We start from the raw sequence: 14150 nt of genomic DNA on the forward strand, positions 1-14150 counted from the left end.
ATTACCAATATCTTACCGACTCGCTTGGTAGCAGTGCTTCATTAAATGAAAGATCGGTCTGCACCATATAGTGTAGTGTACTTGGTAAATCCTGTGTAATTCTTTCGGAAAAGGGAACAAATTCCAATAATAAAAATGCAGGAACACTATCATTGAAAGTAATTACTTGATGTAATATTGCATTTTGAGGAATTTCATTTCCCCTGCAAACGTACAATACATGCGCCTTTCCTATTTTGGGACATGCGACATCCATTTTAAAGATAATATTTTCGTATCGTTCAACTCTTTCCCAAACACCGGGATTTTCTTTCACAATCACCGACTTTCGAACAAATTCTTCTGGATGTACTTTGTTGTAAAACAAGAAAAATATGTAAGGATCGCCACCGATAACAACATTTTCATAAGACGACATTTGCCTTACACTGGAAACCATTTCCTTCATTCCCCCATCCTCATACCACGGCCTATGATAAACATCATGAATGCTAAATTGATGCCAAAAATATGCGAAGTGAGAAAATATTACTAAAAACATTGTCAGAAATACCAATCTTCGACGAACCCAATTTTTTCCTTTGGCAATTTCATACAAGTGATAAAGTCCGCATCCGGAAAGAATTATAAAGGCAGGTAAACTTATTAACGCCCTAACCGGATTTGGGGTTTCTATTGTAAGAGATGAAGGAAGTAAGGATACTAATATCCAGAAATAGATAATATTTTTGTAATTTTGTTTACTTGTCGATAAGTAAACAATACCCATAAACATCGTAAGCACTTCAAAGAAATAGTATTGCCCTACACGCGGGATGGAATATTTTGGCATATTGGGATTTCCATCTAAAAACATATATTCAAACGAAAGGTGCTCAAAATAGTTTTGTAAAACATCAAATGATTTGATGACAAAATCACTATGAATAACTTCAGCCAATAAAAGTTTATTCCCTGTCAAAACCCACGAATCTTCGAGTAAAAGTTCGTTCCTGGTAAACTCAGCAGCTCTTTGATTTTTCCCAAACACCATAATGTCATTAGCCCGAACACGACTTCTGATATCTATAGACAAGAAAACTCCCAAAACAATTATTGAGATTATAAATAACGATATTACTTTTTTCGTTTTCACTACCTTTCTAAAAACAAAAACGTACATAATGGGAAGAAATGTCATTAGAAAAACTCGTGTTGATGAATATGTCAACATTGCCAAAAAGAACATAACGCTTGCCGCAATCAGAACTTTGGGGCGTTTATTTTTTGAGTAATTTATTACAAAAAGTATTCCCAGTGATACCAAGGTCGTCGCCAAATTAGACTCAAATGCTTTGCTGGAAAACATTATTCCATAAGGAGATATTGCGGCTAGTAATGCCGATGCAATTCCGATATTTTTCTTTTTTGTTATCGCAAACGCCAGAAAATAAATTACGATAGGAAGAAAAGCACCAGAGACGATAGATACAAATCTCGTTGAAAATTCATTTAAGCCCAGTATTGATACAGGTATCGCTGTAAAATAGGCATACACCGGATATTTATAATCTCCAATGCTCGGAAAATACAGTGGAAGTTTATTTCCATATTCATCACTCAGATTATGCGATAGCGAGTATCCATAGTAACCAAACGCTGCCTCATCGCCATCAAACCCGCGTTGAAGAATCGATGCGCCTGACATCCTAATCATCAATCCCAAAAAGGTAATCCAAAATAAAACAACTTTTGTATTCATTCAATTTGATTTCGATAAATAGCCGTAGACATCAAGTGTTATATTGTTTTTTTAGCTCTTCTCATCTCAACTTCTAATTGACCAGACTGATAAGTATCAATTAACTCGGAATCCTTTTTATATTCACCGTACCAATTATCTTGATGTACCGGAATAAACAAATTCGGTTCGATTAAAGTAAAGTAGACGTCAGTTTTTTCTCGTACCGGTAATCGGCCGTGTGTATTTTTGCCATACCAACGAAACATATATTCCCACATTTCTTCTTTCCAATAGGGAACAGAATAATAATTGTAACTAAAATAATTTCCATTGCTGTTAATGTAAGTCCAATCAATAACATTTTTTAAATCGCCTAAATATGTCCTTTGCGCGTTGTAAATAAAAGTTGGTTTATTGGCTAATATATTATTTTTGTAAACCCAAACACTGCATACTATTACCAACACATAGACAGGAAATAGTTTGAGATTTATTTTGTTTTTATCCATATTCCAAACAAGCAGCGCAATTAATACCGGTAAAAATACTGGGATAGTTATAAAGAAATGTCTAAGCGGAACAATGCCGAAACACAAAAAAAATACCAAAGGTGAAAGAGATAGAAAAAGCGTTGCTAATACATGTCTATTGATTAAATACTTTCTAGAAAAAACCACAACAGTCACGACAATAACCAGAAAACTAAAACGCGGAGATAAAGTATAAATATTATCAGCTACTTCTTCGATAAAAGTATAAAAAGAACTTAATCCTGTTGATCCAACACCCCCGCCCGAGAAATAACCCAGAAGCGCTTTCGTCATAAGAAAATCATTTTTAATTTCATAAATGCCATATGTTGTAAATACACAAGGAACACTCAAAGAAATTGCCAATACTTGCTTAAGGCGTAACTTTATTTTTTCCACACATATGAAGCCGACTATTCCGGGTAATAACGACATTCCGACGACCTCGTGAAAGTTAAGTATTAATCCCCAAAAGATAACTACACCAAACAGGTATTTCCAATTGGTTTTAGATTTTACCAAGAAATAATAAAGTAGAATTGCGCAGGCAGGAATTAATGTCGTGTTAGAAAGCCAACGAGCATACACAATTGATGAATAATTTACTACATACAAGACTGTTGACAATCGTGCGATTTTTTCATTGAAATGATTCTTTACAGCCAAATATAAAAATAATACAGAGAGACTATTAATTGCAATTAAGCACATCTCTATTTTGTACGGATCGCCGTCAAAAATAAAATAAAATGGAAGTAAAATATACAAATAAATTACACCGTGATATATACCTGCTATATCGGTTGGAGGACCAAGCAGTTTCAAGTCGCCTCCGAGTATTTTTTCAACTTCAAATAAATCTCTTGCCTGTTCATACCCAAAAAACAGATACTTATTTAATAAAAATGACCGGAAAACTAAAGCTATCGCAATCATACACACAACAAAAAGTATGTCACTACTTTTTTTCCGTTTAACTTTTTTAATCAAGTCTTTCATAAAAGTTATCTATGTTTATATTATCCGTATTTTTATCTGTTGTTCTTTTCTCAACGGTTAAACGACCAAACACTTTATAATCGACTAAATTGGAATTTCTGTTTAAATCTTTATACCAATTTAGCGACAGTTGTGGTTGGGAATCGTCCGGTTCAATTATCACATAAAATATCTTGGTATCGTTAACGCTAGGTAGATATCCGTATTCGGTTTGACCTTTCCATGTAAATAAATATTCCCATGCTTCTGATTTCCAATACGGTACGGTAAAGTAATTGTATTTAAAATCGTTCCCCGCAGAGTCGGAAAATATATAATCAACTATTTTTAAGTCATTCTTTAAATAGGTATATTGAGCATAGTGTAAAAAGTTTTCATTGTGCAAATATATTTTATTAATCGTTGTTTTAGTATTAGATATAAAAAGCATAAGGATTACAAAAGTCGTAACCACTTTGCCCCAACCTTTCGTTGTCGAATACAACGCACCAATCACAGCAAAGAAGAAAAGATGTGTTAGCTGTAAATAGTGTTGATTTGGATCAACTTTGAATATCCAAAAAAATAAAGGAGATGAAATAGTAAATGCGAAAAATAAAGTAAACCATTTTTCTTTTCTATAAAATATAACCGCTATAATACACAAGGCAACGAGAGCCACCGTTAACCAAATATTGTTGTAAAACGTAAATTTTTCAAATTCACTAATGACAATATCTATGATTTTATTTCTATCTCCCCCACCACTTCCTTGATTTATATATACAAGTAGTGATCGAGCCATAATATAATTATTCCTTACTTCAAACAACAAATATGAAGAAAACAAAGTTATCAGCAATGCAATATTAGTCAGGACGAGTTTTGCTGAATATTTTATCTTTTGAAGACATAGAGCAACAATTACAACCGGCAAAATTGAAAGTGCAACAATCGATTGTAAATGAAAAATGATTGCCCAAGAAAACGTGACTAATAATAGATAGTATCGATTATCTTTCAATTTAGAGAGTGCATAAAGTAACAATCCAGCAAAGGCGGGAACCAAATTGGGATTTGATAACCACCTCGAATAGATTATTGAAATATAAGACACAGTTAGCAATAAGGAGGATATGACACCTGATATTTTTCCGAATATATTCTCGAGTGCTTTGTAATAAAACAGGATAGAGATACTATTTATAACAACCAATATTAACGCGACAACATAAGGATTACCCGAAGCAACAAGTGTAAGTAAAGCTAAAATGTAATAATAAATAACTCCATGGAAATACCCCGGGATACTTGTTGTCGGACCGATCAAAGCAAAATCTCCATGTATTATGTCGTTTGCCGCCAAAAAGTCTCTCCCCTGCTCCCATCCAAAAAATAAATTGTCACTTAGTTTTAATGTGCGCAAAAAAAAAGCTAAAGTTATTAGACCAAGCAAAAATACCTTAGACAGATTTATGTGTTTTTTGAGTTTTTCCACTTTGTTCCCGACCAGATGATGAAATTGAATACATAATGAATTAGTGTTCCGTGATATATTTTACTCCCGGGAATTAATTTTCTCCATGCATCGGGGTCGTTCTTTTTATCCTTTGTACTTGCGCCATGATAATGTATAATCTGCGCCTTCGGTAGATAAAAGACTTTCAATCCTTTTTTTCTGACCAGCCGACAATAGTCCAAATCTTCGAAATAAAAAAAGTATTTTTCATTTAGCTTACCCGCAGACTCAAGAGCTTGTGGGGTAATTAGCATTGCAGCTCCTACAACTGCATCGACTTTTGTTGGCTTCATCGATTTTGGAGCAAATTTATCCAACTCATTTCCACTACCCAACCAATATTGTTTGATGGCAAGAGGTATTGTCGGAAGGTTCATGCATGATGCTTGTACACTGCCGTCTTTGTTTAGAAGCTTGGCACCAACCACACCGATTGTCTTGTCAGTTTCGGCAAATCTAACCATTTCCTGCAGTGCGTCTTTTTTTACTAGTGTATCCGAATTTAGAAGTAATATATATTTACCACGTGATTTTGATATTCCTTGATTATTTGCTTTACTAAAACCCGCGTTGGTTTTATTTGCGATTAATGAAATATTACTTTTGTTAGTTGCAACCAACTTTTCGAGAAGTTGAACACTGCCGTCATGTGAATAATTGTCAACTATTATTATTTCAAGATCCAGCGAACCCTTTGTTTTTTTGATTGATTCAATACACGAAAGTGTTAGGTCGCGTGTGTTGAAACTTACTATTATTATTGATAGATCCATTTAAAAACGAGCAAAAATACTTTCATCGGATACGACTGACTCTTTCTTTTCAATTTTTCGCAATCTATGCACACCGGCAAACTTGAGTATTGCCATAAAAACTATTCGCAGATACCCCGGATGTAAAACAATTCTATTTAATAGTCCTTTTATGTGTTTTCGAAACATTCTTGAACTAGTTATATTGCGCCATATAAAAAGTAGTTGATTTCTTTCTTGAATCCTTTGTCTATAGGAAGTTTTAAAAACTTTATTGGTTGATTCATGCTCGTGTAAAACCATTGCATGTGGTTCCCACAGGAGTTTATATCCACGTTTAGCCGCTCGATAACTCAAATCAATATCTTCCCAATAAAAAGGTGGATATAATTCTTCGTCCATACCTTTTAGTTTCATCCACACGTCTCTGACAAAAACACCCGATCCCCCATTTACCCAAAACGTATGATGTGCATGTGAACTTTTTTTACCTCCCTCGTGTTCAACAAAACCCTTACAGAAATTTCCGCTTGCCCAAGAATAGCCCTTCTCGTTTAAGGAAACGGCAAATAACAAATTATCCTTGAAATGTGGAATAACCCGATGAAGGAAGTTTTTTGCTGGTTTAACATCGGTGTTTAAAAGACATATTAACTCACCCTTGGCCATTCTGGCGCCGGTATTACACGCCGCAGAAAATCGTCGATTGGTTTTGTGTTTTACGAGTTTCACATCTGGAAAATTATTCTTTAGCACTTCGATGCTTTTATCGGTTGAACAATCATCGACAACGATCACTTCAATTATTCGATTGCCACTGTCTCCAAAGGCGCTTAATACATGAGGAATATTTTCCAATAACAGCTCTTCGCCATTATAGTTCGGAATAACAATTGACACAAAGAGGTCTTTCATCTAATTTTATACTTTTCTAACTTTTACAGCGTGCAGCATACCCAATATGAATTTTTTATTACATATAACCTTAAACCCATTTTTGACGCACAGCTCATCAAGGTATTCGTTCCTATATGCATGCAGGTGGGTATGATTCCATATTTTTCCCCGACCTTTACACCAAAACGGCCACAGTAACCGAAAAAGAAAATTCTCGGAAGGTACTAGAAATACCGCGTAACCATTTTTTTTCAACACTCTTTTAACTTCCTTAAGAACCTTCATCGGCTCAAATACATGTTCGAGCATTTCCATCGCAAATACAGCATCAAAAGTACCCGACTTAAACTTAAGTTTATGGGCATCTCCTACCTCAAATTTCATCTTTTTGTTTTTCTTCCAATGATTTTTTGCCCATGTTATACTGCTCTCCAAAACATCAATCCCGATTATTTCTTTAGCTTTAGTTGAATCTAATATTACTTTCGTAAAAACTCCATCCGCACATCCGATGTCCAACACTTTCCCCTTGACCGGTTCTGCCAATCTGGTTACCTCCTGAAATCTCCTGGTGTGCCAATACCTCTGCATCTTGTTAATTTGAATTGAAGTGTAATACCAGTCGGGTGGTACATTTTCGTGTAATTTAGCTGCCATTGATTCCGACTGTTTCATAATCATATTATAGCAAGGAAAAATGTTTACGTCTGTATATATTCCGTAACATTTTACTCTGCCTGTTCTAATATATATTTTTCATCCTTTTATGACACAAAAGGTTTACTGTCAAGACAAAAAATACAATCTATTTTATTTTTTCGCGTTCTTGAACTCTTAACTCGCCCCAGTATTTCTCATCGACTAAACGAGACTTGCTATTTTCTTCGGCAAGTGTTTCATCCAGATATCTCATTGGAATACCACCCATTGGTTCAATAATCAGAAAATACTTATCAACGTTTTCATCCACACTTGGTAAAGCAGTAAGTTGCCCCTCTTGACCTTTGCCATGCCAAAAAGGCACGTAACCATATTGGGCATCACCATACCATTCAAACAAATAACTCCATACTATGTTAATCCAAAGCGGACTGGTTAGGGAATTAACACTAAATTGTTTACCTTCCGATTCGGCATACATATAATCAAGTGCCGAAATTTGTTTGGCTAACGTCATCTCTTTTTGTATTGAAAATATTGTTTGCCCTTTCGGATTTTCCTTTTTTATCATATTTAAATTGCCAAACACTACGATGGCAACGATTATACAGACAAATATTTTTTTACCCTCGCTATACCACATATACAAACAAACCGCCATAATTATAGCTACGGCAGGACCTATACCTACCAACAAAAATGGGGTTGCGGTTCCACCAACTGTCACTACGGTTAAGTGTGCCATTAACCAAATCGCCAAGAACGGCTCCCAAGATATGGAAGTATTTTTAGATTTTTTCCATGTGTAAATTGAAATCACAATCAACATCAGGATAAACACTCCCCCATAACCAATATTTCCGGGGTATGAGTTATAAGCATAGACATTACCCAATTGATTAAAAAATAAGATAATAAAATCACCCAACTTCTTAGAAGCGATAATTGAATCTTGAGAGGTTAATATCGATAACACTCCGGAAAAACTTTTAAATCCAAATTTTGCCTCTGACACAATAAACGAAGAAAGTGTAAGCGTTAACGGAATCAAAAAATACACCATACTTTTTACGCTTATTTTTTTCCGTGCAAAATTAAGCCAAATGAAAAGCGGTACGATATGGTACAAAAGAAAGATATTTGCTTGTATCGACAAACCCAGACCAATGGCAGTCATAACTGGATATGCTAAGTAGTACTTATTCTTAATGTTGTGTGTAATCCACAACCATAATCCCAAGTAACAAAGTGGGGCCGTCCAAATTCCAATTGTGGGATTTGATAACCAAGATGAATATTGAGTTGCTTCAAAAGAAATTGCATATAAAAATGCCGCCAATATTCCGGCTTTTTCATTTTTAGTTATGTTGGCTGCAAATATATAAACAATAAATACTACTGCTGAATTAAATATTGCGTTCCAATACGCTGAAGCAACGGGGTTTCCGCCGCTTATTAAATTCGGGGGTACTAAATAATAAAACCAAAATACACCATGGTGCATTCCGGGTGTCGATGCAGGCGGACCTTGAATTTTAAAATCGCCGGTAATAATATTTTGTGCTTGTAACGCATCCCTTGCCTGGTCATAACCAAAGGTCAGGGATTTTTGCGGTAGATACCACACTCTCAACACATAAGCAAAAATAAAAATAGTGCTTAATAAAAAAAGAGTAGTTTTTTTCATATTCGTCTAATTATAAATCATTTAACATTAAATATTATATAGTCGTGTCTAGTTTATTTAAGTAAACTAAAATAATTACATGTGTTTAATTGAGGATGGGCAACGCTTTGATAGAAATTATAAATACCATTAGTTGGCTTTCTCTACGTTCCATTCCTGGATAATAAAACCATCTATCGCGACTTCGTTTATTAATTGCCCTCTCTCACTAGCCCACATAACGATTTCTTTTTTGTACTTTTCAGGAATTCTATATGTAGTATCAATGACTACAAACATCAATTCTTCGTTGGCACTACGAGGTAATTTATAGTAGGGATCCATCAAATCTCCACCCAACCATCCCGGCAAATAGCCATATTTTCTTAAGCCATACCAATTATAGTGATAAGACCATGTCGCGTTGTAATAAAGAGGATACGAAACGGTATTTAAAGAGAAGGGTTTCCCGTTTGCTTTTTGATAGGTAAAATCCACAACGGCAAGTTGCGAAGTTAATACTGCGGATAAACACGGTTTAAGTAGAAAATCTTTATTACTTTTATACGCTCTAACGGTAGTGACGTTGCTTAATACTATCAAGGTAAGCAAAATCAATGGTGTTATTCCGGGAACTCTAGATAAAACATATCCTGCAGATAGTGCTATCGCGGATAATATCCCTATTAAAAACCAAGGTTGAGTGTGATATCCGAAAATTATCATTAAAGAAGGAGACAATAAAAATAGAAGCACAAAAACTGCTGATTGTTTAAGGTTCTTGTCTTTTGCTTTTCGAGAAACATATATTAAATAAGTAATTGTAATGAGGGCTACAAGTGTTCCAAACTTGTGAAATCCTGGTGACAGACTATTTGTAAAGATATCGAAAAAATCATTTAAAAAATAAAGTGCCCGGTTTTGAAGTGTAATGTCAGCATCGTTAAAAAACTCTGAAAAATGTGTTAGCGTGTATATCCCGGCGTATTTTAATTTTATCTCATTAACTATCATTGTCGATGTAGCTAGAAAAAATAAAAGACATGATATTGCGACAGTTCTCAAGGTCGGAAGCCTTGGTCTAAATATCACAAGAGCAATTAACGTCGCCGGAATCAGGTACAACATAAATAGTTGCGATTGCAGGGCTAGCCCTAAAAATAATGCCGACAACTGAACACCATATTTTTTTCCTTGGATAAATCGCCAAAGAAAATAATAGTACAAAGGAACCGTAACCAAAGTTAATGTCGTATTTGATATCCAGCCGGTGAATTGAATAGTCACAAAAGAAACTGCGAAAAGAAGTGATGATATGTATGCCGCTTTGTTATCTTTAAACAACGCCTTTGAAAAGATAAATATTACGACAACCATTAGTGAATTTATTAGCGAATTCCACGCAGCTATATAAACGGGGTGTGCATTAAACAAGGTATATGGTAGCAAATTATAATAGAAATAAAGTACACCATGTCTTAAGTTATATAACCCATAAATCTTTCTTCCCATGACAGGTAAATCATGATATTCAACAATTTTGCGGGTATGCATCAAATCTTCGATTTGATCATAGTCAAATACTAATACATCCGGATAAAAACTATAGATTCTAATAATGAAGGCAAATGCAAATATAAAAAATAAGGGCAACGCAAACGCCCGAAGATTGGCGTTATAGTATTTCTTTGATGTGTTTACAAAATTCTTCATATGAATACATGATAGCGTCATTGACAGCCTTCTTTTTCAAGGCATTTAACTGTCTTGGGTTGTCAATAATTTCTTGCGTTTGTTTCTTTAAGCCATCCTTAGTTGACCACAATATTCCATTACTATCATTAAGTATTTCTCTGTGACCACCAGCATCCAATGCCATCGGAACACACCCTGCCGCCATTGCTTCTACAACCGTAATTCCAAAATGTTCTACTTTTTCAGGTTTAGTATTTTCATCAACATCGTATCCGGCTGCAGTCCAATATATTTTCGCTTGAGAAAACAAACTTTGTATTTTAACAAAAGGTGGATTTTCCAAAATAGTAATCGGATAGTGTTTGGATTTCTGAATAAGATCGTCAACATAGTGAGTTCTCCCAACATCGCTTCCACCCGCAACGATTAACTGCCATTTCTCTTTTCGCAAAACACTGTTTCTTTCATCGAACAGCGTTTTAAATACATCAATCAAAACGTCTTGTCTTTTTGATTGCTCAAGCAGCGAAAATCTACCTACCGATAAAATTGTATTAACCTTTTTTCCGGATTTGAAACTACGAACATCTACGGGAGGATAAAGTACAAATGATTTCTGAGGATACTCATTATCGATCCACTTTTTGGTAAAATTGGAATTTACCAACACTTTATTAATCCTAAAAAACTTCATCCTGTTTATCAATGATTTACCATCTGTTCCATAAAAAGGACGTTGAAAATGAAGTATGTTTTTTCTTGCATAAAGTGTGGGAATACTTCCGTCCGATAACCAAAAACACAAATCATATCCATTGCCACGATTAATAGAAGGGACTACTTTTAATTTGGTAGTATTAATACCAAGACGCTTTTGAATCTTAGTTAGTATCAGTTTGTCGCTTGACTCTATATATACATCCCACCCCATCTCTTGCAAACATTTTGCAAAACTAATGGTATATCTTTCCCCACCACCCAAGGTGTCAAGATAAGGGCTAAATATTGCTGCTTTCATAGAATATGTACTTCGTAAAGAGATGCGTATTAATCGCTATTTAAGAAATTTTTTAAGTTAACATCACATTAATCCGATTTTTTTTCAACTTTGTTTAGTTTCCTCTCCTGCATTTCCCATAGTTTCGCATAACTTGTAAACCTACTGTAAATCTGAAAAAGTGAATATATCACTCCTTCAGTTTTGTCTCTGAATCCTTGCTTAAGAATAAAAACGGACCAGGCTTCTCTCATTGTGGCGGTAAAAAACCTGACAATATTCATTGGTGGGTGATGGGCATCAAACATTAGTTTGGCCTCGATTTCCGACCATTTGTTAGTTTTCGCCATCATATCCGACAGGTTATCGTGTTTAAGGTGGATTAGATGATTAGATAGATAAGAAAGCTCACCGTCAAAAACAGGACGTTCATGAACATTGCCAACCCATTTTTTCAAAGCAGATTTTCTAAACAAACGATGTTGGTAATCCGGCCATTGTCCACCGAATCGAAATTCTTTTCCAAATATTATGTTTTTTCTTGGTACTGCATAGGCAGTAAAGCGAAGCTGGGTATCAGTGACAATAGAAAGCATTTCCTTCTTTAGGTCATCCGTAATTCTTTCGTCGCAATCCAAATAAAACAACCATTCTCCTTTAGCTTTTTTCTTTCCCTCATCCCGTAAGCGATTGAAATCTCCTTTTGCTTTTTCGTATACTTTTGCACCCGCTCGGCGTGATACTTCTGACGTCAAATCACTTGAGTAATTATCAATTACTATTACTTCGTCCGCAAAACCAGCCGATTCAATAGCATCGACGATTTTACTCTGCTCATTTTTTGCAATTATTACAACCGAAAGCTTTGTTTTATTTGTCATGTTAATTCCAACTTCCCTTCTCTAAATTTCCCAACACATAATCTTTTATTCCTATTTTTTGCCATTTTCTTCCGTGTACTAATAAACGGACAGCTTCACGCATTATAGCAAATTTTGTCCGACTACTTGCATATTTCATCGCGAAAAGTAAACGATTTCTTGAAATGAAGTAATCGTTTAAATAACCGCCTATTTGAGAACTTTGCGATACTTTGTGCCATACTACCGCTTTCGGAACAAAACATATTTGGAATCCGGCTTTTCTCACTCTCTCTGAAAAATCCATGTCCTCCAAATACATATAGTATTTTTCATCAAACATGCCAACTTTTTTTATTACCTCTGCCTTAACAAACAAACAAGCACCGCTTGCAAAGTCCACTTCATCAACTTCATCAAACTGTCCGGTATCTACCTCATCAACACCTCTATTGGTACCGTAAATATTATTCCAATCAACATTTCCCCCAACTGCCCAAATAACTTTTCCTAAGTTGTGTTTTTTATACCTTTCTTTATGGAATTCGTAACCTTTGGCAAAATATATTTTAGGCGATAAAATACCCGCTGAAGGATTTGAATAAATCTCCCTAAGTAGTTCGACAATTAACTTACTATCGGCTTTAGTGTCGTTATTTAATAACACTAAATAATCAGCTCCCTGCTTTATTGCATACTTGATTCCGATATTATTTCCCTTGGCAAAACCATAATTTTCCTTATTAACTAACAATTTATATGCAGCTTTCTGGAGTTTGATATTTGAAAGTTTGTCTTTACTGTCATCACTTGATGCGTTATCAACAACAATCACCTGTAATTTATAATTATCAACTTGGAGTTGATCTAGCGATTCTAAACACTCCAGAGTAAGTCCCGGTTTATTCCAATTTAATATTATTATTGCAACTTTAGGAATCTTATTTTTCATTGACTGTTCAGGGTAACTTGAATTTTCGTTTTACTTGATTAACGATTCCCCCGTGTTTAATGCATAAAACATTGGCATTCCAATAATTTAATTCTTTTTGAGATGTTTTTAATTCTTTTATAATCTCCTCGGTGTCGATAATCTGACTTTTGAACTTAGATAGTTCCCATAATTTAAGGTACAAAACCAACTCGGAAAAAGCCTGAAGTAGCGATAAACCCAAACCGTGGATTCCGTCTTTATACCCTTCACCTTGAAAGTATCTGCTTAAAAACTCACTCATCGGTTTTCGGATTAAATCGCGCCACTTAAAGTAATATTTGTTTTTTCTCATCTCTTTGGCTTGCATCGTAGTATACCGATTCATCCGTGCTACGTACTGATCAATAGTATCGTAGTGGTGATGAACAATCGCATTTTCTTCATTCCCCTCAAGGTCTATGCCCTTACCTTTCGTAGTTGGAACCGAGTGAATAAGTTCACTCCACTCTACGAATCCTTTTTTAAAAAAACGTATATTATAGTCAGGCCACCACCGGGAATGTTTTATCCACTTACCAAAAACAATATTTTTCCTGGGCAAACGATAGTAATCAGCCGTTGGAGTTTCCCGAAGTTTCTTTAACGTGTGAACCAATTGGGCGGTTAATTCTTCGTCAGCGTCAAGTACCAGCACCCAATCGCCGGTTGTCTTACTTATAGCAAAATTGCGCGCCGGTTCGACGTAACCCATACGAGCATGTTCGTATACACTTGCACCAGCACGCCGCGCAAGTGTGCGTGTTGCATCGGTTGACTTCATGTCAACAACAATCACTTCATCTGCTAAATCACCCAACGACGACAAACACCTCGGAAGATTTTTTTCCTCATTGAGTGTGTTTATGACAACCGATATTTTTGCCATACCTTATATTATCA

At 35.3% G+C, this 14150-nt stretch carries 12 protein-coding genes; all 12 read right to left on the bottom strand.

The features are described 5' to 3' along the window. Position 1 precedes the first annotated feature (1 nt). The 12 genes from IPM62_04675 to IPM62_04730 all read right to left on the bottom strand — a co-directional run bounded on the left by IPM62_04675 (position 2) and on the right by IPM62_04730 (position 14136). Complete coding sequence (locus tag IPM62_04675; protein ID QQS38648.1) at positions 2–1741, bottom strand: glycosyltransferase family 39 protein; 1740 nt, start codon at positions 1739–1741, stop codon at positions 2–4. A gap of 38 nt (positions 1742–1779) precedes the next feature. After that, positions 1780–3252 carry a glycosyltransferase family 39 protein gene (locus IPM62_04680; protein ID QQS38649.1) on the bottom strand — a complete coding sequence of 491 codons (1473 nt, stop codon included), beginning with the start codon at positions 3250–3252 and terminating at the stop codon, positions 1780–1782. Next, complete coding sequence (locus IPM62_04685) at positions 3236–4729, bottom strand: glycosyltransferase family 39 protein (GenBank protein ID QQS38650.1); 1494 nt, start codon at positions 4727–4729, stop codon at positions 3236–3238. The genes IPM62_04680 and IPM62_04685 overlap by 17 nt, the downstream gene beginning before the upstream one ends. Then, positions 4705–5523: a glycosyltransferase family 2 protein gene (locus tag IPM62_04690; protein ID QQS38651.1), complete on the bottom strand. Its 819-nt coding sequence runs from the start codon at positions 5521–5523 to the stop codon at positions 4705–4707. Before IPM62_04690 ends, IPM62_04685 begins: the two co-directional genes overlap by 25 nt. Continuing rightward, positions 5524–6417, bottom strand: a complete 894-nt coding sequence (locus IPM62_04695; protein ID QQS38652.1) for a glycosyltransferase family 2 protein — start codon at positions 6415–6417, stop codon at positions 5524–5526. A 6-nt stretch (positions 6418–6423) separates the two neighbouring features. Continuing rightward, the gene (locus IPM62_04700; protein QQS38653.1) at positions 6424–7074 is read right to left on the bottom strand and encodes a class I SAM-dependent methyltransferase; all 651 of its coding nucleotides are present in this window, start codon (positions 7072–7074) and stop codon (positions 6424–6426) included. 130 nt (positions 7075–7204) lie between these two features. Then, positions 7205–8746 carry a hypothetical protein gene (locus IPM62_04705; protein QQS38654.1) on the bottom strand — a complete coding sequence of 514 codons (1542 nt, stop codon included), beginning with the start codon at positions 8744–8746 and terminating at the stop codon, positions 7205–7207. Positions 8747–8875: 129 nt separating this feature from the next. Continuing rightward, entirely contained in the window at positions 8876–10438 is a 1563-nt protein-coding gene (locus IPM62_04710; GenBank protein QQS38655.1) for a glycosyltransferase family 39 protein, read from the bottom strand. Next, the gene (locus IPM62_04715; GenBank protein ID QQS38656.1) at positions 10401–11438 is read right to left on the bottom strand and encodes a glycosyltransferase family 4 protein; all 1038 of its coding nucleotides are present in this window, start codon (positions 11436–11438) and stop codon (positions 10401–10403) included. The genes IPM62_04710 and IPM62_04715 overlap by 38 nt, the downstream gene beginning before the upstream one ends. Positions 11439–11506: 68 nt before the next feature. Next, entirely contained in the window at positions 11507–12298 is a 792-nt protein-coding gene (locus IPM62_04720) for a glycosyltransferase family 2 protein (protein QQS38657.1), read from the bottom strand. A 1-nt stretch (position 12299) separates the two neighbouring features. Next, positions 12300–13229 carry a glycosyltransferase family 2 protein gene (locus IPM62_04725; protein QQS38658.1) on the bottom strand — a complete coding sequence of 310 codons (930 nt, stop codon included), beginning with the start codon at positions 13227–13229 and terminating at the stop codon, positions 12300–12302. A 7-nt stretch (positions 13230–13236) separates the two neighbouring features. Further along, positions 13237–14136 (bottom strand): glycosyltransferase family 2 protein, encoded by a 900-nt coding sequence (locus tag IPM62_04730; protein ID QQS38659.1) that lies wholly within the window; start codon positions 14134–14136, stop codon positions 13237–13239. Between the last annotated feature and the right edge of the window lie 14 nt (positions 14137–14150).

It is taken from the genome of Candidatus Woesebacteria bacterium (assembly GCA_016700095.1).
Classification (GTDB): domain Bacteria; phylum Patescibacteriota; class Microgenomatia; order UBA8517; family UBA8517.